We start from the raw sequence: 23,854 nt of genomic DNA, 5'->3' as shown, positions 1-23,854 counted from the left end.
GAAAGATAGAAGGGTAACGTAAAGATTATGGACGTATTTCGAACGCGTGCAAGCGACCCCCTGCACGCGCGTGAGAATGCCTGCCGAGTAGGGCAGGCATATGAAAAAAGCGCCGGATTAAAAGAGAGAAACGCGAGGTGTTCGCGAGAGGCGCCCGATGAGTGGAAAGCGACAGTACGCGGCACACGAGACTGCGCGTGCCGCGTTCGTGTCGTCAGTTTCCGTGCGCTTAGCGCGTGTGTGATTCCCCGGGCAGCTCGGCGCCTTGTGCGCGAATGGCCGCGATCAGCTCGGCCGGCGTGATTTCGTAACGCACTTCGCGATGGATGCCCGGCTTGCGCTCGTCGACTTCGACCAGCAAGAGGCTTTTGCCGTCGGCCGCCGATTCGAGGCGCAGTGAACGCAGTTCGCGTCCGGTCGCGTCGTCATGCTCGGTGAGCAGGGTCATGTTTCCGGAAGACCCGGTCGTGCGCATTGATGTTGTCCTCGTGCGTTGGGTGGTCGAGCCATTGTACGGGGTCGGCTGCGCGGCGTGTTCATGCAAGTGAGCGCAGACACACACAGCGAGATCGCTGTGCCGCGACCCTGGCCAGCCAGTGTAACGCGACTCGCCGGCGCAACGCCCGTTTTTGCGCGCCCTGCAACGGGCCATGCGAAATGCGTTGCGCGTTGCACCGCTGTCATGGTTGCGAAGCAAAGCGATGCCAGGCGCCAGGCGTGCGCAACAGAAAAAACGGCCCACCCGGGCAGGCCGGGCGAGCCGTTGAAACGCCGTTGTTACTCGGATCAGCAAACCGGGGTACGGCTTGCTGACGGTTTTCATGGTGCCGCCCGCGCGCCGCACTGTCGAGATGGGACTAACGCCGATCTCTCAGACCAATAGACGAAGCCACCCGACTGCGTTTGCGGCGCGGCGTGCGAGCCGGTCGTTACGCTGCGATCTCCTCGGCCGCTTCGGCAAGATTGACGCTCTGGCGGCGCGCCGGGGTGCGGGCGGGCTTTGCGCGCTTTTCCGCTTCGGCGCCTGCCACGGTGAAGAGGCGCACGGCCTCGTCGAGCACGTCGGCCTGCTCGGCGAGCCGCTGCGCCGTGGCGGCGGCCTGCTCGACGAGCGCGGCGTTCTGCTGCGTGGCGCTGTCCAGATGCGCGACGGCCTGATTGACCTGGCGGATGCCTTCGGCCTGCTCGCCGCTGGCGTTCGCGACCTCGGTGATGATCGACGAGACGCGGCTCACGGCTTCGTCGATCGAGCGCATCTGCGCCGTCGTGTTGCCGACGAGACGCGTGCCCTCGGCGATCTCGTTGACGCTGGCGTCCACGACCTGCTTGATCTCCTTGGCCGATGCCGCGCAGCGCTGCGCGAGCATGCGCACCTCGCCCGCCACCACGGCGAACGAGCGGCCGGCCTCGCCCGCACGCGCGGCTTCGACAGCCGCGTTGAGCGCGAGGATGTTGGTCTGGAACGCGATGCCGTCGATCACGCCGGTGATGTCGCTGATCCGGCGCGATGCGTCGGTGATGCCCGTCATCGTGCGCTCCATCTGCGCGGCGATCGAGCCGCCCTCGGCGGCGGCGGACTGCGCGTCGCGTGCGAGATCGAGCGCGCGGGCGCTGGCTTCGGCGTTGGCCTGCACGGTGGTCGTGAGCTGATCCATCGTGGCCGCGGTTTCTTCGAGCGATGCCGCCTGCATTTCGGTGCGGCGCGAGAGATCGAGATTGCCGCTCGAGATTTCGTGCGCGGCGTCGAGCATGCCGTCGATCTGCGAGCGCACGTCGAACACGATCGCCGTGAGATTGGCCTGCAGCTGATTGAGCGCCTGGAGCACGTCGCCGAGATCGTCGTTCGTGGCGACCGCGAGCGTGGCCGTGAGGTCGCCCGCCGCCATGCGCGTGGAGGCCGTGGTCATCTGCGCGAGCGGTGCGCCGAGGTGGCGCGTGGTCAGACGCCAGGCGCCGAACGCACACAGGCAGGCCGCGCCGAATGCACCCCAGAACGGCAGCGGCGGCAGGCCCTGCCAGGCCGCGAAGCCGGCCGCGGCGAACACGGCGGGCACGGCGCCATAGCCGAAGGCGATACGCGTGGCGATGGGCACGCGCAGGACTGACTGCAATGCGCCCACGAGGCCTGTGCGCACCACCGAGCCGTGGCGCAGCCGCACGCCTTGCAGACGGCCCTCGCGCATTTGCGTGTAGAAGGCTTCTGCCGTGCGGATTTCCTCGCGCGTGGGCTTCACGCGCACGCTCAGATAACCGACCACCGTGCCTTGCTCGGAGACGGGCGTTACGTTCGCGCGCACCCAGTAGTGGTCGCCCGACTTGCGGCGGTTCTTGACGATCGCGGTCCAGGGACGGCCATCGCGCACGGTCTCCCACAAGTCGGCGAACGCTTCGGCCGGCATGTCGGGATGACGAATGATGTTATGTGCCTTGCCGATCAGCTCTTCTTTCGTGAAGCCGGACACCGCGACGAACGCAGGATTGCAGTACTGAATGCGGCCCTTGAGGTCGGTGGCCGAGACGAGCATCTGCGAAGCGGGATAGTCGAATTCCTGCTGCGTGACGGGTTGATTGTTGCGCATGAGATTCCTTCGATGGGGCCGCTTGAGACCCAACAACACAGCGAGGCATAACGGCATTTCCCTTACAAACTTTAGGGGTATGCACGCGTGAGGCAGGTCTGGTCCGATCCGCGCGCAGCGAGAAAATCCGTTGTGCTATCAATGGATTGGCGCGGATGTTGGGGGGTGTATGCACAGACTTTTCCCCGTTAACTGTGGACAAGTCCAGTGCCTCCAAAACGTGCAACTTCTCTGTCGCCTGGCGCATTGACGTTTGCGATCAGGGACTTAGGTTCGCTGTCCAGAAGTTGTGCACAGGGCTGCCAACAAAATCTGTGGAAAAGACGGGTGCGTTTTCGAGGCGCTGCGAGACGGTATTGCCGCGATTGGGACCGCCGTGGGTTAACCGAAGCGCATCAAGGACTTGATGCGGTCTTCCAACGGTTACGCACAGGGCTGCCAACAAAATGTGTGGACAAGTCATGGCGTGCGGAACGGTTCGTGTTGCCAACGAAACCGGCCTCGACGGCGCGCTTCGAACGACGCGCCTCACCGGCGACTTAACCTTGAGTTATGTCGTCGTAACCGATTTCAATTGCCGCCTCGCTGCAAGGCATGAATACTCGGGTGCGGCGCACGAAGCGCCGACGGACCATCCGGAGGAGACTAAATGAAAAAAGTTGCAACGCTCGCAGCAGTCGTCATGGGATGCACGTATCTCGGGCCGGCTCAGGCGCAGGACGCCACGAGCGCTACTCTGAAAAAAATCCGCGATACAGGCGTGATTGCCCTGGGCGTGCGGGAATCGTCAGTGCCGTTCTCCTACTACGACAGCGAGCAACACACGATCGGCTATGCGCAGGACATCGCGCTGAAGATCGTCGACGAGGTGAAAAAGGAGCTGAAGCTCGACAAGCTCACGGTCAAGGAAATTCCGATCACTTCGCAGAACCGCATTACGCTCGTGCAGAACGGCACGATCGATATCGAGTGCGGTTCGACCACGCACACGAAGGATCGCGACAACCAGGTCGCGTTCACGAACAGCTTCTTTCAGTACGGCGTGCGCCTGATTGCGAAAAAGGATTCCGGCATCAAGGATTTCCCCGATCTCGCAGGCAAGACGGTCGTGACCACGGCGGGCACGTCGGAGGACCGGCTGCTGCGCGAGATGAACAACGACAAGAAGATGGGCATGCAACTCATCGCCGCCAAGGACCACGCGGAGTCGTTTCTCAACGTGAAGACGGGGCGCGCGGTCGCGTTCGTGATGGACGAGCCGCTGTTGTACGGGGCGCGGGCCAAGGAGGCGGACCAGCAGGACTACGTGATCACCGGTACGCCGCCGCTCTCGGAGGTTTATGGCTGCATGGTGCGCAAGGACGATCCCGTCTTCAAGAAGCTGGCCGATGGCGTGATCGCTTGCATGCAGACTTCGGGTGAAGCGCAGCGGCTGTACACGAAGTGGTTCACGCAGCCCGTGCCGCCCAAGGGGATGAACCTGAACTATCCGTTGTCCAACGAGAATCGGGCGCTGTTTGCGCATCCGAACGATCGCGCGCTCGACTGATCGCAGGTTTTCAATGCGGCGGCCGCAAGCGCGCGGCCGCCACGCATGGCCGCGTAGATGTGAAGGTTCGAAGTCCCGACGACTGCGCCGAGCTTTTCCAGCATGAAGAAAATCGATGTCGCCAGCGGTGTCGCTAAAAGCCAATTCCATTTGAAAGAAAATACAAAATATGGAATGATATCGATTCTCATTACCGTGGAACCCTCCCCAGCCCCAACCAGGTCTATGCGCTGCTCTTGAACCGCTGCGAAGGCGGCATGACGTCCGGCAGTCACGTGGATGGTGCAGTGCGTGTGCTGCCCAACGCCGTGAAAACTGCGCGCCGACGTTTCCTGCACGCTCTTTCTCTCGTCGCCGACGAATGCGACGGCGGCGAACCTGGCTTCACATTGCTGCTGCTGTTGATCGGTCTCGGCATGCAGGAACTGCTGGCGCGCCTGCCGTTTCTCACGCGCGCGCTCGAGTGGGCGGGAGTGGCCTTCCTGCTGTACGTTGCGACTCTGGAGTGAAACATGAGCTTTTCCGATACCGCCGAGATCGACGCGCCGGCAACGCCGCGCGCACGTCTCGACGCCGAACGGCGCGACGAGCGCGCGAAGCGCTCGCGCCGTGCGACCTTCATCAAGTGGTTGCGCAAGGTGCACGGCTGGGTGGGCCTGTGGGGCGCTGCGCTCGGCCTGCTGTTCGGCGCAACGGGATTCGTGCTCAACCATCGCGCCGAGCCGCTGCGCATTTCGCCGGGCGCGCCGCAAGTCTCGACGGTGCAGATTGCCGTGCCCGACCCCGCGCCCGAAACGCCGCGCGAGATGGTGAAATGGTTGCGCTCTCAACCGGATCTGAAACTGCCCGCGCGCATGGGCCGCGTGCAGAAGGAGCCCGAGCACAACGTGGCCTGGGGCGATCGCCAGGTCGTGCAGCCCGAGCACTGGCAGATCATGTTCACATCGCCCGGCGAGAGCGTGATGGTCGAGTACTGGCTGGGCAACGACAAGCTCACGCTCAAGCGCAACGACAATTCGCTCGTCTCGACGATCACGAACCTTCACAAGGGAACGGGGATGAGCGTCGGCTGGGTGCTGTTCATCGACAGCTTCGCCGGGGCGCTCATTCTGCTTTCGCTTACGGGCGTGCTGCTGTGGACGGAGCTCAACAAGCGCAAGACGGTGGGTGCCGTGCTGTTGTTCGGCTCGATTATCGTGGCGGTATGCGTGGGCCTGGCGTAAGCCTCAACGTGTGAACCCGGCAACGGGCGCGAACGTCGATGTTCGCGCCCCGTTCTTCTTTCAGTCTTTCACGCCGCGCTTGCGCAGCAAGTACGTGTCCATGATCCATCCGTTCGCTTCGCGCGCCTGGCCACGAACACGGACGATCTCGTCCTTCACGTCTTCCAGCCGGCCCGCCATCAGGATCTCGTCCGGGGTGCCGACATAGGCGCCCCAGTAGATATCGAGTGCTTCGCCCGCGATCTGCGCGTACGCGTTCTGCGCGTCGAGCATGACCACCGCACTGTCCACGTCGTGCGGAAAACCGCCCTCCGCGAGCCGCCTTCCCGTCGTGATGCTCACCGGCTTGCCGATGAAGTTGAGCGGCACGCGATGCTTCGCCGCGAGCGCCTGCACGCTGCTGATGCCGGGAATCACCTCGAAGTCGAACGCGAGCCGGCCATCGGCCAGGATCGAATCGAGAATGCGGATCGTGCTGTCGTAGAGCGACGGGTCGCCCCAGACGAGAAACGCGCCGCATTGGCCGTCGGTCAATTCCTCTTCGATCAGGCGCTCGAATACGCGCTGTTTGTCGCGGTTGAGCTCGTCCACCGCGGCCTTGTAATCGAGACCTTCGTCGCGGCGCCGCTCGGGGCTCGTGGCCTCCACGATGCGATAGTCGTGGTCCTTGATGAAGCGAGCGCAGATTTCCTTGCGCAGCGCGACGAGCTTGTCCTTGGCCGCGCCCTTGTCCATCACGAAGAACACGTCGGTTGCGTTGAGCGCTTCGATTGCCTGCACGGTCAGGTATTTCGGATCGCCCGCGCCGATGCCGATGATGAGGATCTTTTTCACGTTGCAGTTCCGGAATGGGAGTCGTCGGTGCGGCGCAATGATAGCGCGGGTTCGGCGCGGTGCCGCGCTCGCCGGGAGGGCAATTTTCTTCAATACGCCGGCGGCGCGCGCGTCTACCCTCGACGCATATTGATCGCCCATGAGCGTAGCGAGGAAAACCGTGAGCACTGCCTTGTCGATGGCCGCCTTCGCGCTGGCCACTTCCATCACCCCTGGACCCGTCAATATCGTTGCGCTGAGCGCGGGCGCGCGCTACGGGCTGCGCGCGAGCCTGCGCCACGTCACCGGCGCGACCGTGGGCTTCACGTTGCTGCTGCTGCTGATCGGTCTCGGCATGCAGGAGCTGCTGGCGCGCCTGCCGTTTCTCACGCGCGCGCTCGAATGGGCGGGCGTGGCTTTTCTACTGTACGTCGCCTACCGGCTCGCGACCGACGACGGCCGCATCGACTCTCCGAACGCGGCGCGCGGTCCCTCGCTGATGGTGGGCGCCACGATGCAATGGCTCAACCCCAAGGCGTGGCTCGCCTCGGTGGCGGGCATGGGCTTATATGCGGCTTCCGGCGAAAATGCGCTCGTCTGGCAGTTCGCCGCGATCTATTTCGTGGTGTGCTACGTGTCGATTGCGTGCTGGGCGTGGGCAGGTGCGTCCCTGCGCCAGGCCTTGCGCGAACCGTCGCGCGTGCGTTTCGTGAACCGCGCGATGGCGTTGTTGCTGGCGGGCAGTGCGGTTTGGCTCGTGCTTGCCTGAGCGCGCGGCGGCGACGTTAGCCGCGATACTGGCCCGGCGTTGCGGCAACGAACTGGCGGAACGCGCGCTGCAGATGCGCCTGATCGGCAAAACCCGCTTGCGCCGCAACATCGGCAATGGCGTGCCCTTGACGCAGTTGCGCGCGGCTGAACTCGATACGCCGGTTCACGACATACGCGTGCGGCGTCATGCCGTATTGCTCACGAAACGCGCGAATGAGGTACGAGGGCGAAAGATCGGCGGCGGCGCAGATTTCTTCGAGCTTGAGCGTGCGCGTGTAGTTGCCGTCGATGAATTCTGCTGCGCGCGCGAGGCGCTCGTTCGGTTCGCGTGCGCTGACCGGCGCCGGATTCAGGGACTGCTGGAGCCTCGAGAAATACGCTACGACGGCGCATTCCTTGCGCAGTGCCGACTCATTCGTATCGACGAGCAGCTCGTAGAGCGCGTTGAGCCCGTCGAACAAATCGCGCTCCCAGCTCAAGGTCTGTTCGAACGGGCGAAAGGCCTCGTGCGCGCCGAAGCCCAGGTCGTGCTGCAGATTCGCGAGCCACGCCGTGTCGAGATAGAACATGCGGTAGGCCCAGGGCTCGTCGGCGGCCGGGTTACAGGCGTGCACGACTTCCGGGTTGATGACCACCACCGCGCCCGCGCTGATATGCGAGAGCGTGCTCCCGTTCAGGTAGGTGCTGCGCCCGCCCGTGACCGCGCCGATCGAGAACGTGTTGTGTGCGTGACGGCCGTAGCGGACCTTGCGGCCGTCGGCGATCGCGCGCACCTCGATGAACGGCAGGTCAGCGTCGCGCCAGAAGTAAGGTTGTGCGTCGGACGTCGTGGCTTTCGGCATGGGAGATCCCGGAGTGATGCTGCGCGCATCGAGCGACGCAGGTGGTCCATCTTAGCGCAACGCGAGCAGGCAGGCGGGACGTGATAGGCTTGTTCGAATCGCAGGGGTCATTCCCTTTCCATGCCAGGCGCTGCACATGAACGAAACGAAGCCGACGAAGCCAACGCTTACAGCGATTCGCCCGCTGACCGAGCAGGACGCCGAGGCGTTTCACGCCATGCGTTTGTACGCGACCAGAAATAATCCCGCCGGCATCGTCCCGACCTATGAAGAGGAATCGAAGCGCACGCCCGAAGAAAGCCGCGCCCGGGTGCGTGCCACGGAGAACCAGGTCGTATTCGGAGCATTCGTGGACGACACGCTAGTCGGCATCACCGGCCTCATGCGCGAGCCGCGCCGCAAGCTGGCACACAAGGGGCTCATTTGGGGCGTCTTTGTCGATCCTGCATGGCGAGGCGCGGGCATTGCGAGGCAATTGATGGAGGGCGTCATCGCTCACGCTCGTGCGCTAGGCTTGCTCCAGGTGCAACTGGTGGTGAGCGTGCTGAACCCCCGCGCCCAGGCGTTCTACCGCTCGTGCGGCTTCGTGCGCTACGGAGTCGAGCCCCGCGGCCTGTACCTCGACGGCGAGTACGCCGACGACGAACTGATGGTGCTCTTTCTCGACGACCCGGCCGTGCCCGACTGAGCGCCGCGGCGCGGCCGGACAATGCGCAACGCAGAGCGAACGTCAAGTGTGGCGTAACGCACAGTGCGCTCGGGCGAATTATGCGTAGTCATCATTTCGTCATACCTGAACGTCGATAATCCACCGCGAATAATTGGCCGACGTGTCCCGAGCTGCGCAACCATAGCGCAGCCGGCGCGACGAAGGCCCGGGGATTTCGACATGACCATTCGTCACCGCATCACGCTACTCATCGTCCTGATGTTCGTCGCGCTGTCCGCCATCGGCGGCTACGCGGCCTTGCAGGCCCGCCGCAGCGCCACCGACGTCCGCCAGGTTACCCAGGGCGTCGTGCCGAGCGCTCTCGCTTCATCCGACCTCGTGTCGCTCGTGAAAGACGTGCAGCTCGCGACCATGACGCTCGTCTACGCACCCGACGCCACGGTCGCGTCGCTCGCGCAAAACGAACTCAAGGACAAGGAAGCCGCGTTGCGCGCCGCGCTCGACGTGCAGCGCAAGGCGGCAGCCAGCCACGCGCAGGAAGGCCTCGTTTCGCAGGCGCAGGAAAGCCTCGCGAACTACTTCTCCGCGATCGACGACACCGCGAAGATGAAGGCGAGCGGCAAGAACGACCTCGCGCAGGCCTATCTCTTCGCGAACGTCGCGCAGTACCGCGACGAACTCGAAGGCATCGTGACGACGATGCGCGTGGAAAAGAACCGCCAGAAGGACGACGCAATCCGCACGCTCAACGGCACGCTCGACACCACGACGCGCGCGATCGCAGGCGTGACGGGCGGCGCGGTGCTGCTGCTCACGCTCATCGGCGCGCTGCTCTACCGCCAGATCACGCGGCCGCTTTCGCGCATGCAGGCCATGATGAGCGAGATCGCGTCCAGCCAGGACTTCACGCGCCGCGTGCCCGTGGGCCGCATGGACGAAATCGGTCATTCGATCGTCGCCTTCAACGGCATGATCGAGAAGATCCAGCAAAGCTCCGCGCAGCTCAAGCGCAAGACCGCCGACATTCAGGCGATGCTGCAGAACATGCAGCAGGGCATTCTCACGGTCGTCGAAGGCGCGACGATCCACAACGAATATTCGGCGTATCTAGAAGCAATCTTCGAAACGAACGAGATTGCGGGCCGCTCGCTGATGGACCTCGTGTTCTCGCACACGGATCTCGACGCCGACACCCTCGCGCAAATCGACGCCGCCGTGCACGCTTGCCTTGGCGAAGACGACGTGAACTTCGCCTTCAATCAGCATCTGCTCGTGAACGAAATCACGCGCACGCTGCCCGATGGCCGTGCGAAGGTGCTCGACCTGAGCTGGTCGGCCATCACCGACGAAAACGACGTGGTCGTGCGCCTCATGCTGTGCGTGCGCGACGTGACGGAGTTGCGCGAACTCGCGGCCGAAGCGGGCGAGCAGAAGCGCCGCCTCGAAATGATCGGCGAAATTCTCGCGGTGAGCGAAGAGAAGTTCCATCACTTCGTGGAAAGCTCGACGAGCTTCATTCACGAGAACGAGCACATTATTCGCCAGCACGACTGCGCGGACACGAGCGCGATTGCCGCGCTGTTCCGCAACATGCATACGATCAAGGGCAATGCGCGCACGTACAGCCTGCAGCATCTCACGGGCGTGGTGCACGAAGTCGAGCAGCGCTACGACGCGTTGCGCCGCGAGGACACGAGCCACGCCTGGGACCAGCAGGCGCTGATCGCCGATCTGGAGCGCGTGAAGACGGCGCTCGAGCACTATTCGAGCATCAACGAAGTGAGCCTCGGGCGCGGCCCGCGTGCGGCTGGCGCGCAAAACGGCGCGGCGAGCCTCACGGTCACGCGCGAAGCGATCGAAGAGACGCTGCGCATCGTCGATCGCACTGACGACAACGACCTGCCGGCCCTGCGTGCGATGCGCGCCGAACTGCGCGCTACGCTGCGCGCCATCGGTACCGAGCGCGTGGCCGATGCGCTCGCGGGCGTGACCGGCTCGCTGCCCTCGCTCGCCCAGGAACTCGGCAAGGTGGAACCGGTGGTGCGGATCGCGGACAACGGCTATCGCCTGCGCAGCGAGGCCGCCGGCACGGTGAAGAACGTGTTCATGCACCTGCTGCGCAACTCGCTCGACCACGGCATTGAAATGCCGGCGCAGCGCCGCGCCATCGGCAAGGACGAGTCGGGTCACATCGAGATCGACGTGAACGTGCACGACGGTGCGCTGCAACTGACGCTCGCCGACGACGGCCGCGGCCTTGCGCTCGCGCGCATTCGCGGCATCGCGGTGGAGCGCGGCTGGCTGCAGGCCTATGAAGCGGTGAGCGACGACGTGATCGCGGCGTTCATTTTCCGCCCCGGCTTTTCGACGGCGACGAGCGTGACCGAAGTCTCCGGCCGCGGCGTGGGCATGGATGCGGTGCGCGATTTCCTCGAACGCGAGGGTGGCGCCATCGAACTGCGTTTCACCGATGATCGCGCGGGCGCCGATTACCGGCATTTCCAGACCGTCGTGCGTTTGCCGCAGCAGTGGGCCGTAAAGATGGCGGATGCAACACAGGCAAAGCAAGAGGAAGCGCTGGCGGGCTAGCGCATGGCGGGGGTGGAAGTGGTCTTACCGTATTTGATCGAAGGTGCAGCGCTTATCGCGCTGGCGGCCGGCGCGGCTGCCCTGTGGGGCAAGCGTGCGCAAACGCACGCACGTGAGGCAGCGCGCGCGCAGGATGCCGCGCACGCAGCCGCGCTTGCACAGGCTCAAGCGCACCACACGGCGCAGCAGGAAGACGCCGCACGCGAACACGAGTCGCTGGCTGCGCAGATCGAGTCGCTGCGCGCGGAACTCGCGCAGCGCAGGTCCGTGGCCGACGCACTCGAAGCGGCGCTCGCCAGCGAGCGCGCACAGCGTGACGACGCCATGCAGCACGCGGCGCGCATCGCGAGCGAGGCTGCGCGCCTGAAGCTCATGTCGTCGACGTTCGAGCGCTGGCACGAGCAGATGATCTCGCTGATGGCGCAGAACAACGACATGCACAAGAAGAACCAGGAGCTGTCGTCGATCGTGAGCCATGTGCTCATCGTCTCGCTCAACGCTTCGATCGAAGCGGCGCGCGCGGGCGCGGCCGGCCGTGGCTTCTCGATCGTGGCGGGTGAAGTGCGCTCGCTCGCCACGCGTTCGCAGGAACTCTCGAAGAGCTACCGCGACAGCCTGAACCGCAACGACCTCATCACGGCCGCGACGTTCCAGGACATTCAGGCGGGCGGCAAGATGATCGCGGCGACGCTCGCGAGCGTGGAAGCGTCGACGCAGCAGCTGCATCACCAGCTCGAAGCGACGCGCGCCGGGGCGCACGCATGATCGGCACGCAAGCGAAAGACAGCATCGAGCGGATTTTTTTCGCGGCGGCGCGCATGCGTCTCGTGACCGACGCGCAGCACAGCTGCGAGTTCGAGCCTCGTGCGGGCGACGCGCCCCTAGGCGAGCACCTGGTCGTGCTGACGATTTCGTCGATGCAGTTCCGCCTGCTGTTGCTGCTGCACTTCGAAGATGACGAGCGCACGCGGCGCTACTACGTGGGCGACGCCGCGCGTGCGCTCACCGAGTGCTTCATGGAGTTCGGCAATCTGTGCTGCGGGGCCATGAACCAGCGGCTGGTCGAGCATTTCCCCGACCTCGGCATGTCCACGCCCTATGCGCTCAGTAGTGGATGTCTGCCGTATCTGCGCGAACTGAAGCCGGATTACGTGCAGTCGTACGCGCTCACGATCGATCACGACGTCCGGCTTGGCGCCACGCTGTGCGTTTGCACGCAAGCGCCGCTCGATTTCGTGGCGAGCACCGCCGCAGTCGAAGTGCACGACAGCGCGGGCGAACTCGAGTTGTTTTGAAGGCAGAGAAAGGAAACATGAACACGAACAAGCCAGTCAGCAAGCTGTTGCTGCTGGAAAGCGATACGGCGCGCGCCGAGGCGATCGCGCAAACCGCAGCCGCACACGATTGCGTGTGCGTGTCGGTGCGACGCGATGCGCTCTCTGCGGCGCTGAAGACGCACTACGACCTGGGCGGCGTGCTGCTCGGCGAGGACTTCGGCGGCTCGCTCGAAGCCGCGGCGGCGGTGGCCGTTGCGCTGGAAGCGGAACGCCCCGAACTGCCCGTCGTGCTGCGGCGCGCGGCAAACGGGCACGGGGATGCGTTGCCCGAGCCGTTGCGCCGCCTGCCGTGCGCGAGCTGGCACGAAAGCGATCCCGAAACGTTGATCGCGGCGCTCGAAGCGCACGTGTTCTCGCACGATTACCCGGACCCGCTCGTGGACGGCATCACCGACATGACGCTCGGGCGCCTGCGTGGCCTCTTTGCCGGACTCGAGGTGAACTGGGACACGCCGAGCATCGTGCGCGACCGCATCATCTTCGGCGAGGTGTTGACGCTGATTCCGATCGAGACCGCATGGTGCCGCGGCTGGCTGCTCATGCAGACTGAGGAGGCGCCGCTGATCGAACTGCTGCCGCCGCGCGCGGGCCGCGATGAAGCGAGCGACTTCCGCGACGTGAACGGCGTGCTCGCCGAACTCACGAATCTCGTGTGGGGTGCGTTCCGCAACCGCTACCTGGGTAACGCACACGCTGCCGACGAAGCGGGTTGGGGCCGCGCGCAGGTGCAGGTGCCGCTGCTCATCAATCATCGGCGACGCTATCTGTCGTTTGGCTCCGACAACCCGCAGCTGTGCATCAAGTACCGGCTCACGTGCCCGGATACGGGCCGCGAAGTGGTGATCGACCAGCGGTTCGTGTTCAGCCTCGGCTGGTCGCGCGAAGGGTTTGACGAGACGGCCGCTCAGGCCGCCGCCGCTGCCGTCGAAGAGCAGGCCAGCGGCGAACTCGAATTATTTTGATCAAATGCGCGCCCAACGCGGCGCAACAGAGAGGGACAGCATGGCAAAGATTCTGGTGGTGGACGATTCAAGCACGGTGCGCGACGAAGTGGCCGGCTTTCTGCGCAAGAACGGTCTGGACGTGGACACGGCCGTGGACGGCAAGGACGGCCTGGCGAAGCTGCGCTCGAACCCCGGCGTGAAGCTCGTGGTGAGCGACGTGAACATGCCGAACATGGACGGCCTCACGATGGTCGAGAAGATTCGCAGCGAACTCGCGAATACGGCCGTGAACGTGGTCATGCTGACCACGGAAAGCAGCCCGGCCATGAAGGAGCGCGGCAAGGCGGCCGGCGTGCGCGGCTGGATCGTGAAGCCGTTCAAGGGCGAAGCGGTGCTCGAAACGTTCCGCAAGCTCGCGAGCTAAGCGCAGCGCATGCAAAAAAGCCCCGGCGCGATTGCCGGGGCCTTCGGATCAGACATCACGCCGCGATGGCGTGATCGTTAGCCTTCGCCGGGGTGAGCAGCACCGGAATCGACTTCGAAGTCGGCGTGCCCGCGCCGTCTGCAATGGACGAAAGCGGCACGAGCGGATTGGTCTCGGGATAGTACGCGCCGAGGCAGCCGCGTGGAATGTCGTACTCCACCAGCATGAAGTCCTCGACGTGGCGCTCGACGCCGTCGTCCCATACGCTCGTGATGTCCACGTGCTGGCCCGGCTCGAAGCCGAGCATCGTCATGTCTTCGCGGTTCGCGAACAGCACGCGGCGCAGGCCGTACACGCCGCGATAGCGGTCGTCGAGACCGTAGATCGTCGTGTTGTACTGATCGTGCGAGCGCGTGGTCATGAGCGTCATGAGGCGCGGACCGTGCTCGGCGCGCGCGCGATGAATGGGCGTATCGAGCGCGATGGCGTGCACGACGAACTGTGCCTTGGCGCTCGGCGTTTTCCACACGCGCTCGCGCGAGGCCACACCCAGGTGGAAGCCGCCCGGGTGCTTCAGGCGTTCGTTGTAGTTCTCGAAGCCGTCGAACACTTTTTCGATGCCGTCGCGGATCTTCGCGTAGTCGGCGGCGAGGTCGAGCCAGTCCACCTTGTCGCTGCCGAGCGTGGCGTGCGCCATGCGCGCGACGATCGCGATTTCCGAAAGCAGGTTCGTCGAAGCGGGCCGGTTCATGCCGTAGGAGATGTGCACCATGCTCATCGAGTCCTCGACGCTCACGCCTTGCGGCACGCCGTTCTGCAGGTCGATCTCGGTGCGGCCGAGCGTGGGCAGAATGAGCGCGTCGCGGCCATGGACCAGGTGGCTGCGGTTGAGCTTCGTCGTCACGTGCACCGTGAGCGCGCACGCGCGCATGGCTTCCCACGTGCGCGGCGTGTCGGGCGTGGCGATCGAGAAGTTGCCGCCCAGGCCGATGAACACCTTCACGTGGCCTTCGAGCATCGCGTGAATCGTTTCTACGACGTCGTAGCCGTGCTCGCGCGGCGGCTCGAAGTCGTAGGCCTTGCCGAGACGGTCGAGGAACGCCTGCGTGGGTTTTTCCTCGATGCCCACCGTGCGGTCGCCCTGCACGTTCGAATGGCCTCGCACGGGGCATAGGCCCGCGCCGCGGCGGCCGATATTGCCGCGCATCATCATGAGGTTCGAAAGCAACTGGATCGTCGCCACCGAATTCTTGTGCTGCGTGAGGCCCATGCCCCATGTCGAGATGACAGCTTTGCCCTTCACGTAGATGTCGGCGAGCTTGAGCACCTCGTCGATCGGCACGCCCGCTTCGGCGACGATCGTGTTCCACGATTCGGCGCGCAGGTCGGCGGCGAATGCGTCGAAGCCCACGCAGTGTTCGGCGATGAAATCGACGTCGAGCACGCGCTCCGTGCCTTGCGCGAGCGCTTCGTCGTCGAGTTCGATCACGCGCTTGGCCACGCCCTTGATGAGCGCGAAGTCGCCGCCCACGCGCGGACGGATGAACACCGAGCTGATCTGCACGCCCTTGGGCGAGAGCATGTCGAGCGTGTGCTGCGGGCTCGCGAAACGCTCCAGGCCGCGCTCCTTCAGCGGATTGATCGAGACGATGGTCGCGCCGCGCTTCGCGCATTCGCGCAACTCGCCGAGCATGCGCGGATGGTTCGTTGCCGGGTTCTGGCCGAAGATGAGCAGGGTGTCGGCGTGCTCGAAGTCGTCGAGCGTGACCGTGCCCTTGCCGATGCCCACCGTGCCCGGCAGGCCGCGGCTCGTGGCCTCGTGGCACATGTTCGAGCAGTCGGGGAAATTGTTCGTGCCGTACATGCGCACGAAGAGCTGGTAGAGGAACGCGGCCTCGTTGCTCGCGCGGCCCGAGGTGTAGAACGCGGCGCGGTTCGGGTCGTCGAGCGCGTTGAGGTGCTTCGCGATCAGCTTGAACGCGTCGTTCCACTCGATCGGCACGTAGCGGTCCTGCCGCGCGTCGTAGACGAGCGGATCGGTCAGGCGGCCGTGCTGCTCCAGTTCGTAGTCGGACTGCGCCATCAGCTCGCTAACGGTGTGCTCCTGGAAAAACTGCGGCGTCACGCGCTTGCTGGTCGCCTCCGCCGCCACGGCCTTCACGCCGTTCTCACAGAATTCGAACGTGGAAGCGTGCTCGCGGTCGGGCCACGCGCAGCCGGGGCAGTCGAAGCCGTCGGGCTGGTTCTGCTTGAGCAGCGTGCGGTAATTGCCGCCCGTTACCTTCTCCTTGATCAGGTTGATGGCGACCTGCTTGAGCGCGCCCCAGCCGGCGGCGGGATGATGATACGGCTCGATGCGACCTTGCGGCTTCTTCATGATGCGGTTGGCTTTTCGTCTTCCAGGGCGGTCTGCCCGATGACTCAAGGCTACTGTGTTCCTGTGCTCCCGGAGATCACAGAAAAACCAAAAAGCAAGGGATACAGTTGCGGTGTTTTGTCATAGACTTGCCGGGATCGGCATCGGCCTCGCGCGCGTGGCTTTACCCCTTCGCCTGATTGAACCTGACCGGAACGACCCGAACGTGACCCGCTACGAGCAACTCGCCGACGATATCGAAGCCGCCGTGCGCCGCGGCGTGTTCGGCCCCGGCGAGCGCGTTCTCTCCGTGCGGCGCGCGAGCCAGCAGCACGGCGTGAGCATCAAGACGGTGCTGCGCGCCTATGCGCTGCTGGAAAGCCGCAGCGTGATCGAGTCGCGGCCGCAATCGGGGTATTTCGTGCGCGCGCGGGTGGGGCCGCCGCAAGGGCGCGGCGCGGCGGCCGCACAGGGCGCACAGGGCAAGGACGCCGCCTCGCCGGGCAAGCCGCGCCGCGCCAGCGCGCCGAGGCAACCCGTGCCCGCCAACGTGGATGTGAGCCGGCTCGTGCTTTCCACGCTGCGCAGCATCGGCGCGCAGGACGCCGTACCGCTGGGCTCGCCGTACCCGGACCCGGCGCTGTTCCCCTGGCGGCGCATCAACCAGTACGCCAACGCGATTGCGCGCCGTCATGCGAGCTGGAACCTCATCGACGACCTGCCGCCCGGCAACCCGGAACTGATCCGCCAGATCGCGCGGCGCTATGCCGAAAACGGCGTGAGCGTCGATCCCGAGGAAATCGTCATCACCGTGGGCGCTACCGAGGCGATCAACCTGAGCCTGCAAGCCGTGGCCAGGCCGGGCGACACGGTGGCCGTCGAATCGCCCACCTACTACGCCATGCTGCACGCCATCGAGCGTCTGGGCATGCGCGCGCTCGAAGTGAGCACGCACGCGGATACCGGCATCGACCTCGACGCGCTGGAGCGCGTGCTGGCGCGCCAGAAGGTCGCGGCCTGCATGGTGATGCCGAACTTCCAGAATCCGCTCGGCTTTCGCATGCCCGACGCAAACAAGGCGCGGCTCGTGGCGCTTGCCGAGGCGCACGACTTGCCCGTGATCGAGAACGACGTCTATCAGGAGCTGTACTTCGGGCAGACGCGTCCTTCCACGCTCAAGCAGTTCGACATGCGCGGCCTCGTGCTGCATTGCGCCTCGTTTTCGAAGAGCCTTTCCGCCTCGTACCGCATCGGCTGGGCGCTGCCGGGGCGCTACCGCGCGCAGGTCGAAAAGCTCAAGTTCCTCAACACGCTCACGACACCCTCGGTTCCCCAGGTGGCGCTCGCCGACTACTTGCGCCACGATGGCTACGACCGGCATCTGCGCCGCGTGCGGCGTTTCTACCGGCAACAGGCGCGGCTCATGCGGGCGATGGTCGAGCGCTTCTTTCCGGCGGGCACGCGCACCTCGGAGCCGCAGGGCGGCTACGTGCTGTGGGTGGAACTGCCGCCGCGCGTCGATTCGATGCGGCTCTATCAGGCGGCGCTCGCGCAGGGCATCACCATCGGGCCAGGCTACATGTTCTCGATGCGCAACGAGTATCACCACTACATCCGGCTGAACTACAGCTACCCATGGAACGCGCAGACCGAAGCAGCGCTGAAGACGCTAGGCGAAATGGCCGCGAAGATGGCATGAGGAGGCAGACGATGAACGCAGATAAAGAACGCGAAGACGGCGACGCTGACGAGTTGGGCGTCGACCCGGTGCTGATCGCGGTGCTCGAGCAGTTGTGGCGCGCGGAATGCGAGAAACACGAGCGCCAGGGGCGCGCATGGTCGCTCGCGAAACTCTCGAAGCAGGCCGGCGTGCCGATGAGCGGATTGCGCAGACAATTGACGGCGCTCGTAGACGGCGGCCTCGTGGTGACGACGCAGGCCGAAGATGGGAGCGGCACGGCGAGTTTGTCGGACGAGGGGCGGGCGTTTTGTGCGGAGGTGTTCGGCGAGGGCGACTGAAACGCATTAAGCTACGCCAACACCATCCCCCTCACGACCATGGATTACATCGACAGCCTGCGGATCTTCCGCTCCGTCGTCGAGGCGCGCAGCTTCACGCGCGCCGCGGACATGCACAGCCTCACCACGCCTGTCGTCTCGCGCGCCATCGCGCGCCTCGAAAAGCGCCTTGGCAGCCGGCTCTTTCATCGCAGCACGCGCGCGGTGTCGCTCACCGAGGCGGCCGAGCGCTTCTACGAAGGCTGCTGCCGCGTGCTCGACGATCTCGACGCGCTGGAGGCCGACGCCACCGTGCAAACGCGCGAGGCGAGCGGCGTGCTGCGCCTGGTCGCGCACACCACGGCCACGGTCAATCGCCTCGTGCCGCTCATCGCCAGCTTCAAGCGCGCGCATCCCAAGGTGACGCTCGACGTGATCCTCACCGAGCGCCCCGTCGATCTCATCGCGGACGGCTACGATCTCGGCCTCGTGCTGCCGTTCATGCTCAACAACGAATCGACCGTCACGCGCCTGCTCGAGCGCATTCCGCTCGCGCTCGTCACGACGCCCGCGTATCTCGCAGCGCGTGGCACGCCGACGCATCCTGCCGACCTCGTCGGCCACGTGTTCGTGCCGATGCCGCCTTCCATGCGCAAGCCCGCGATCGCGTTTCGCGTGGGCGACGAGGAAGTCGTCGTGCCGTTGCACCACGAAATCGCCTCGAACAATCCCGAGTTCAACCGCGCGATGGTGCTGCAAGGTTTCGGCATCGGCATTCTCCCCACCGCGCTCGTCGGGGAGGAACTGGAGGCGGGCAAGCTCGTGACGGTACTCGACGACTTCCCGCTCGTCGACATGCAGATCGAGATTCGCCTCGCGTATACCACGCGCACGCTGCTGCCGGCGAAGGTGCGCGCGTTCATCGACCACGCCACGGCGTTTTTCGATGACGTGACGCACGACGCGGCCCTGGAGGTGAAGGCTAATTGAAAGAATGGCCGCGATTATTGTCGCCGCGGCCATAATGTGATGCCGTGCGTAAGGCTTGTTCGGGGCCTGATTGCCGCCTACTCTGTGCATATGCACATTTACCAGTCACCCGAGCACGACGATTGTTTTGCCGTACGCCAGGCCGCGCGGCATCTGTCGCAGCTTTACGAGCGGCACTTGAGCGCGGCAGGACTCACGCCCACGCAGTTCAGCATTCTCGGCGCGCTGGGCCGTGCGTCGAGTCTCACGATGGCGGAACTCGGGCGCTCGATGGTGATGGAGCGCACCACGCTCGTGCGCGCCTTGCGGCCGCTCCTGCGAGGCGCGCTCGTGGCCGATGCGCCGGACGGCGGCGAACGACGCCGCCGTCTCGCGCTCACGCAAGCGGGCCGCACGCGCCTCGAAGCGGCGCACGACCACTGGCGCGCGGCGCAGGACGAATTCGAGCGCCGTTTTGGCGCACGACGCGCCGCGTGGCTGCGGCGCGAGCTGTTTCGCATCACACGGGCGGTTTAACGTTTTCGGTTGGATTTGTGGGTTGCGTCGCGCTTGTTCCCATCGCGGCGTTTTTTTCATCTTTAGTAGTGTATATGCACAGGTAAACGTCATGTCGAGTCCTTCCACTTCCGTCGTGGTCGAGCCCACGCAAGCGAGAGAGCGTACGCGCATCTCGCGCATGCGTCTCGCGCTGGGCGCGGTCGCTCTCGTGCTGGCGGCTGCCGCCGGCTATTGGTTCTTTGTGCTGCGCTTCGTCGAGACCACCGACGACGCCTACGTCGGCGGCAATGTCACCGTGATGGCGCCGCGCGTGAGCGGCTTCGTCGCCGAGATTCCCGTGCAGGACAACCAGCGCGTGCACGCAGGCCAGGTGCTGCTGCGTCTCGATTCGCGCGACTATGACGCGAAGCTCGCCCAGGCCAACGCGGAGCTGGCGAGCGCGCGCGCCGCGGTCGACGAGTTGCAGGCGAGGCGCACGTTGCAGGAAGCGGTGATCAACCAGCACCAGGCCGAAGTGCGCGCCTCGAATGCGGAACTCACGCGCAGCGGTCAGGACCAGACGCGCTACCGCGAACTGGTGAAGGACGACGCGGTCTCGAACCAGCTGGTCGAGCGCGCGGATTCCGACTACGCGAAGGCCCAGGCGTCGGTTGCGCAAAGCGGCGCGGCGGTGCTGGCGGCGCAACGCCAGCTCGACGTGCTGGCCGCGCAAATTAACGACGCCCAGGCGCGTGTCGCAACGGCCGAGGCCAACCAGCGCCTCGCGCAACTGAACGTCGAATACACGACCTTGACCGCGCCCGTGGATGGCTACATCGGCAATCGCACGGCGCGGGTGGGCACGCTTGCCAACGTGGGCGCGCCGCTGCTTACGGTGGTGCCCGCCACCGGCCTGTGGGTGGACGCCAACTTCAAGGAAGACCAGTTGAAGAAGATGCACGCGGGCGACCGCGCCGACGTGACGCTCGACGCAGCCAGCGGCACGCTGCACGGCACCGTGGAGAGCCTCGCGCCCGCCACCGGTGCGACCTTCAGCGTGCTGCCGCCCGAGAACGCCACGGGCAACTTCACGAAGATCGTGCAGCGCGTGCCGGTGCGCATCCGCGTCGACGCGAATGCGCCGGCGGACCTGCAAGCCGCGCTGCGGCCCGGTCTTTCGGCGACCGTGAAAGTGCATCTCACGCAAGCGCATTGAAGGGGCCACGACGATGAACGCCACGACCAGCGCCGACCCGACACTCGCTCCGCATCTGCAGCCGATGGCGCAACGCGCCTTCGCGTTCGCGCTGATGTGCATCGGCTTCTTCATGGCCACGCTCGACATCCAGATCGTCGCTTCGTCGCTGCGCGACGTCGGCGGCGGTCTTTCCGCGAGCCAGGACGAGCTGTCATGGGTGCAAACCGCTTATCTGATTGCCGAGATCATGGTGATCCCCATGTCGGGCTGGCTCTCGAAGGTGTTCTCCACGCGCTGGCTTTTCGTGGCCTCCGCGGTGGGCTTCACCATCACGAGCATGCTGTGCGGCCTCGCCTGGGACATCAACTCGATGATCGTGTTCCGCGGCCTGCAAGGCGCACTCGGCGCGGCGATGATCCCCACCGTGTTCACCACGGCCTTCGTGCTCTTTCCCGGCAAGCAGCGTCTCGTCGCCTCCACGACCATTGGCGCGCTCGCCTCGCTCGCGCCCACGCTCGGGCCCGTGATCGGCGGCTGGATCACCGATCAATGGTCGTGGCATTGGCTGTTCTATCTGAACCTCGTGCCGGGTATTGCGGTGGCTGCGCTCGTGCCGAAGTACGTGAACATCGACAAGCCCGATCTTTCGCTGCTCAAGCGGGGCGACTATCTCGGCATCGTGCTCATGTGCGGCTTTCTCGGGTGCCTCGAATACGTGCTCGAAGAAGGCCCGCGCAAGAACTGGTTCGGCGACGACGTGATCGTTGCCTGTACGTGGATATCCGCGATCTGCGGCTTTCTCTTCATCGTTCACGCGCTCACGGCGAAGGACCCCATCGTCGACCTGCGCGCGCTGCTCGTACGCAACTTCGGCATTGGCAGTCTGCTTTCGTTTGTCACGGGCATCGGCATTTTCGTGGCCGTTTATCTCACGCCGCTCTTTCTCGCGGAAGTGCGCGGCTACAGTTCACTGCAGATCGGCTTGTCGCTGCTTTCGGTGGGCGTGTTCCAGTTGCTCGCGCTGGGCGTCTACGCCTTCGCCACGCGCTATTTCAGCATGCGCGCGCTGATGCTGTTCGGGCTGATCTGCTTCGGGTTTGGCTGCTACCTGTATGTGCCGCTCACGCACGACTGGGGCTGGCAGCAGTTCCTGGTGCCGCAGGCGCTGCGCGGCATTGGCCAGCAGTTCGCCATTCCGCCTATCGTCACGATGTCGCTCGGATCGCTGCCGCCTTCGCGGCTCAAGTCGGCCAGCGGTCTCTTCAATCTCATGCGCAACCTGGGCGGCGCGATCGGCATTGCCGTGAGCGCGACGATGCTCAACGACCGGCTCAACTTTCACTATCTGCGCCTGAACGAGAGCGTGACCGGCGGCGCACCGCAGGTGCAGTTGCTGCTGGCGGGCCGTACCGCGTACTGGTCGTCTGTGGCGGGCAATGCACTCGATGCCGCCGAAGCGGGCCTCGCGCAACTGCACGCACTGGTTCTGCGCGAAGCGCTCGTGATGACGTTCTCCGATACGTTCTTCGTGCTCTCGCTTTGCTTCCTGGTCGCCATTGCGAGCGTGGCGTTCTCCAAGCCGATTTCGCTGGGTGGCCCGCCGCCCGACGCCCATTGAGGTGCCCCATGAAAACCCCTGAACGCTCATCGACTCCCATGCGTCTCGTACTCTCGCTGCTTTCGGCCGCCGTGCTCGCCGCATGCGCGGTGCAGCCCGCGCAGCATCCCGACTTGCCCGCCACGGTGCACGAAACGGCGCCGGTGGCATGGCGGATCGACGCGCCGCAGGACGCCATCGAAGCGCGCGCCTGGTGGGCGCAATTCGGCGACCCGACGCTCGATACGCTGCTCGCCACGGTGCTCGAAGGCAATCTCGACTTGAAGGCCGCCGCCGAACGCGTGAAGCAGGCGCAATCGATCACGACGCAAAAGCATGCGGCGTTGCTGCCCCAACTGGACTTCACCGCGCATGGCGCTTATACGCGGCAGAACACGCCGCCGCCGCTCGGCTATGTGAAGCAGGCAGGCGCGGGCCTCGCGCTGAGCTGGTCGCCCGACGTGTTCGGCGGCGAGCGGCTCGACCTGCTCGCGGCGCAAGCGAATCTCGTGGGCCAGAAGCATGCGCTCGATGCCGTGCGTCTCGCGCTGGCGGCGAATACGGCCTCGGCGTACGTCGATCTGCGCTATGCGCAGGCGGAACTGAAGATCCTTCAGGATAACCTGGAGATTCGCAAACACACCTTGCTGCTCACGCAAGACCGCCTGAAATACGGCCTTTCCACGCAACTGGACGTGGCACGCGCACAAACGCAGCTAAGCGAACTGCAGGCGCGCATTCCGCGGGCGCAGGCGAGCATCGATCATCAGTTGAACCTGATCGCGGTGTACACGGGACGCACGCCGGAGTCGGTGGCGCAGCTCGCGCTCGCGCAAACGGCGCCCATTCCCGGCGTGCCCGCGAGCGTGCCGCAGATGCTGCCTTCCGAAGCGCTGCTGCGCCGCCCCGACGTGCAGGCCGCCTACGCCACCGTGCAGCAGCGCGCGGCGGAAGTGGGCGTGGCGCGCGCCGAGCGTTATCCGAAGTTCACGCTCAATCTCACGGACGGCATTCTCGCGGCGTCCTACCTCGGCATGCCCACGCTCACGGATAACCTCTTTAGTGCGGCGATCGGCGCGACGAGTCCGATCTTCAACGCGGGGCGCATCACGGCCGACATCGACCAGAGCGAGAGCCGCATGCGCGAGTCGCAACTGAATCTGCAGGAGACCATGCTGCAGGCTCTGCGCGAAGTGGAAGACAGCCGCAGCGATCTCGTGAGCACGGCGAGCCAGACGCAGCAGTTGAACGACGCGCTGGCTTCGTCGGCGCAATCGCTCAAGCTCGCTAACCAGCTCTACAAGGGCGGCGCCACGGACTTTCTCGATGTGCTGAGCGCGCAGCAAACCTTGCTCGCCGATCAGGATCTGCTCAATGATGCGCAGCGCGAGCGCGCGCAAGCGGCGGTGGCGCTCTACCGGTCGCTGGGCGGCGGCTGGAGCCAGAGCGGCGACGTGGTGCTCGCGCAGGAAACGCCGGCGCATGGCGGCTAAACGG

21 protein-coding genes and 1 pseudogene are annotated in these 23,854 nt (G+C 65.2%); 17 read left to right on the top strand and 5 right to left on the bottom strand.

All coding sequences use genetic code 11. The annotated features are described in order from the left end of the window. Positions 1-229: 229 nt before the first annotated feature. Both AB4Y36_RS04605 and AB4Y36_RS04600 read right to left on the bottom strand, forming a co-directional pair. The gene (locus AB4Y36_RS04605) at positions 230-475 is read right to left on the bottom strand and encodes a hypothetical protein (RefSeq protein ID WP_028207914.1); all 246 of its coding nucleotides are present in this window, start codon (positions 473-475) and stop codon (positions 230-232) included. Between the two features lie 454 nt (positions 476-929). Then, the gene (locus tag AB4Y36_RS04600; RefSeq protein WP_342946877.1) at positions 930-2,579 is read right to left on the bottom strand and encodes a methyl-accepting chemotaxis protein; all 1,650 of its coding nucleotides are present in this window, start codon (positions 2,577-2,579) and stop codon (positions 930-932) included. Positions 2,580-3,228: 649 nt separating this feature from the next. Between AB4Y36_RS04600 and AB4Y36_RS04595 the strand changes: the two genes are divergently transcribed. The 3 genes and pseudogenes from AB4Y36_RS04595 to AB4Y36_RS04585 all read left to right on the top strand — a co-directional run bounded on the left by AB4Y36_RS04595 (position 3,229) and on the right by AB4Y36_RS04585 (position 5,351). Then, positions 3,229-4,128 carry a glutamate/aspartate ABC transporter substrate-binding protein gene (locus AB4Y36_RS04595; RefSeq protein ID WP_368682423.1) on the top strand — a complete coding sequence of 300 codons (900 nt, stop codon included), beginning with the start codon at positions 3,229-3,231 and terminating at the stop codon, positions 4,126-4,128. A 257-nt stretch (positions 4,129-4,385) separates the two neighbouring features. After that, a pseudogene (locus tag AB4Y36_RS04590) lies at positions 4,386-4,571 on the top strand (hypothetical protein); the annotation flags it as partial. Between the two features lie 69 nt (positions 4,572-4,640). Next, positions 4,641-5,351, top strand: coding sequence for a PepSY-associated TM helix domain-containing protein (locus AB4Y36_RS04585; RefSeq protein WP_368616546.1), 711 nt, complete (start codon positions 4,641-4,643; stop codon positions 5,349-5,351). A gap of 60 nt (positions 5,352-5,411) precedes the next feature. On the opposite strand, the gene cobF is transcribed toward AB4Y36_RS04585, so the two are convergent. Next, complete coding sequence (gene cobF, locus AB4Y36_RS04580) at positions 5,412-6,185, bottom strand: precorrin-6A synthase (deacetylating) (protein ID WP_368682422.1); 774 nt, start codon at positions 6,183-6,185, stop codon at positions 5,412-5,414. A 160-nt stretch (positions 6,186-6,345) separates the two neighbouring features. Here cobF and AB4Y36_RS04575 point away from each other — a divergent pair, with 160 nt between their 5' ends. Further along, entirely contained in the window at positions 6,346-6,933 is a 588-nt protein-coding gene (locus tag AB4Y36_RS04575; RefSeq protein WP_141710539.1) for a LysE family translocator, read from the top strand. Positions 6,934-6,949: 16 nt separating this feature from the next. Here AB4Y36_RS04575 and AB4Y36_RS04570 read toward each other — a convergent pair whose 3' ends face one another. Beyond that, entirely contained in the window at positions 6,950-7,777 is an 828-nt protein-coding gene (locus AB4Y36_RS04570; protein WP_368682421.1) for an AraC family transcriptional regulator, read from the bottom strand. A gap of 136 nt (positions 7,778-7,913) precedes the next feature. On the opposite strand from AB4Y36_RS04570, the gene AB4Y36_RS04565 reads away from it, so the two are divergent. The 6 genes from AB4Y36_RS04565 to AB4Y36_RS04540 all read left to right on the top strand — a co-directional run bounded on the left by AB4Y36_RS04565 (position 7,914) and on the right by AB4Y36_RS04540 (position 13,741). Then, a complete protein-coding gene (locus AB4Y36_RS04565) occupies positions 7,914-8,465 on the top strand; it encodes a GNAT family N-acetyltransferase (RefSeq protein ID WP_069261500.1) in 552 nt (183 codons plus the stop codon). A 201-nt stretch (positions 8,466-8,666) separates the two neighbouring features. Beyond that, a complete protein-coding gene (locus tag AB4Y36_RS04560) occupies positions 8,667-11,036 on the top strand; it encodes a HAMP domain-containing protein (protein ID WP_368682420.1) in 2,370 nt (789 codons plus the stop codon). Positions 11,037-11,039: 3 nt separating this feature from the next. Beyond that, complete coding sequence (locus AB4Y36_RS04555; protein WP_368616543.1) at positions 11,040-11,801, top strand: methyl-accepting chemotaxis protein; 762 nt, start codon at positions 11,040-11,042, stop codon at positions 11,799-11,801. Further along, positions 11,798-12,331 (top strand): hypothetical protein, encoded by a 534-nt coding sequence (locus tag AB4Y36_RS04550; RefSeq protein ID WP_368682419.1) that lies wholly within the window; start codon positions 11,798-11,800, stop codon positions 12,329-12,331. Before AB4Y36_RS04555 ends, AB4Y36_RS04550 begins: the two co-directional genes overlap by 4 nt. A 17-nt stretch (positions 12,332-12,348) precedes the next feature. Continuing rightward, entirely contained in the window at positions 12,349-13,335 is a 987-nt protein-coding gene (locus AB4Y36_RS04545) for a chemotaxis protein CheX (RefSeq protein WP_368682418.1), read from the top strand. Positions 13,336-13,375: 40 nt separating this feature from the next. Further along, positions 13,376-13,741 carry a response regulator gene (locus AB4Y36_RS04540; protein ID WP_028229743.1) on the top strand — a complete coding sequence of 122 codons (366 nt, stop codon included), beginning with the start codon at positions 13,376-13,378 and terminating at the stop codon, positions 13,739-13,741. A gap of 55 nt (positions 13,742-13,796) precedes the next feature. Here AB4Y36_RS04540 and AB4Y36_RS04535 read toward each other — a convergent pair whose 3' ends face one another. Continuing rightward, positions 13,797-16,118: an FdhF/YdeP family oxidoreductase gene (locus tag AB4Y36_RS04535; protein ID WP_368682417.1), complete on the bottom strand. Its 2,322-nt coding sequence runs from the start codon at positions 16,116-16,118 to the stop codon at positions 13,797-13,799. A gap of 205 nt (positions 16,119-16,323) precedes the next feature. On the opposite strand from AB4Y36_RS04535, the gene AB4Y36_RS04530 reads away from it, so the two are divergent. From AB4Y36_RS04530 to AB4Y36_RS04500, 7 genes are all read left to right on the top strand, one after another. After that, on the top strand, positions 16,324-17,796 hold the full coding sequence (locus AB4Y36_RS04530) for a PLP-dependent aminotransferase family protein (protein ID WP_368682416.1): 1,473 nt from the start codon (positions 16,324-16,326) through the stop codon (positions 17,794-17,796). Positions 17,797-17,807: 11 nt separating this feature from the next. Continuing rightward, the gene (locus AB4Y36_RS04525; protein ID WP_069261495.1) at positions 17,808-18,116 is read left to right on the top strand and encodes a helix-turn-helix domain-containing protein; all 309 of its coding nucleotides are present in this window, start codon (positions 17,808-17,810) and stop codon (positions 18,114-18,116) included. Positions 18,117-18,155: 39 nt separating this feature from the next. Continuing rightward, a complete protein-coding gene (locus AB4Y36_RS04520; RefSeq protein WP_368682415.1) occupies positions 18,156-19,085 on the top strand; it encodes a LysR family transcriptional regulator in 930 nt (309 codons plus the stop codon). 90 nt (positions 19,086-19,175) lie between these two features. Further along, positions 19,176-19,601, top strand: coding sequence for a MarR family winged helix-turn-helix transcriptional regulator (locus tag AB4Y36_RS04515; RefSeq protein ID WP_069261493.1), 426 nt, complete (start codon positions 19,176-19,178; stop codon positions 19,599-19,601). 160 nt (positions 19,602-19,761) lie between these two features. After that, complete coding sequence (locus tag AB4Y36_RS04510; RefSeq protein WP_342919255.1) at positions 19,762-20,778, top strand: HlyD family secretion protein; 1,017 nt, start codon at positions 19,762-19,764, stop codon at positions 20,776-20,778. A gap of 64 nt (positions 20,779-20,842) precedes the next feature. Further along, on the top strand, positions 20,843-22,378 hold the full coding sequence (locus AB4Y36_RS04505) for a DHA2 family efflux MFS transporter permease subunit (protein ID WP_368682588.1): 1,536 nt from the start codon (positions 20,843-20,845) through the stop codon (positions 22,376-22,378). Between the two features lie 8 nt (positions 22,379-22,386). After that, positions 22,387-23,850, top strand: a complete 1,464-nt coding sequence (locus AB4Y36_RS04500; protein ID WP_368604990.1) for an efflux transporter outer membrane subunit — start codon at positions 22,387-22,389, stop codon at positions 23,848-23,850. Positions 23,851-23,854: the final 4 nt, after the last annotated feature.

It is taken from the genome of Paraburkholderia sp. BR10936 (assembly GCF_040965735.1).
GTDB lineage: Bacteria > Pseudomonadota > Gammaproteobacteria > Burkholderiales > Burkholderiaceae > Paraburkholderia > Paraburkholderia nodosa_A.
Note: the sequence above shows the minus strand (reverse complement) of the source record. Positions and strands in the feature narration are given on the sequence as shown.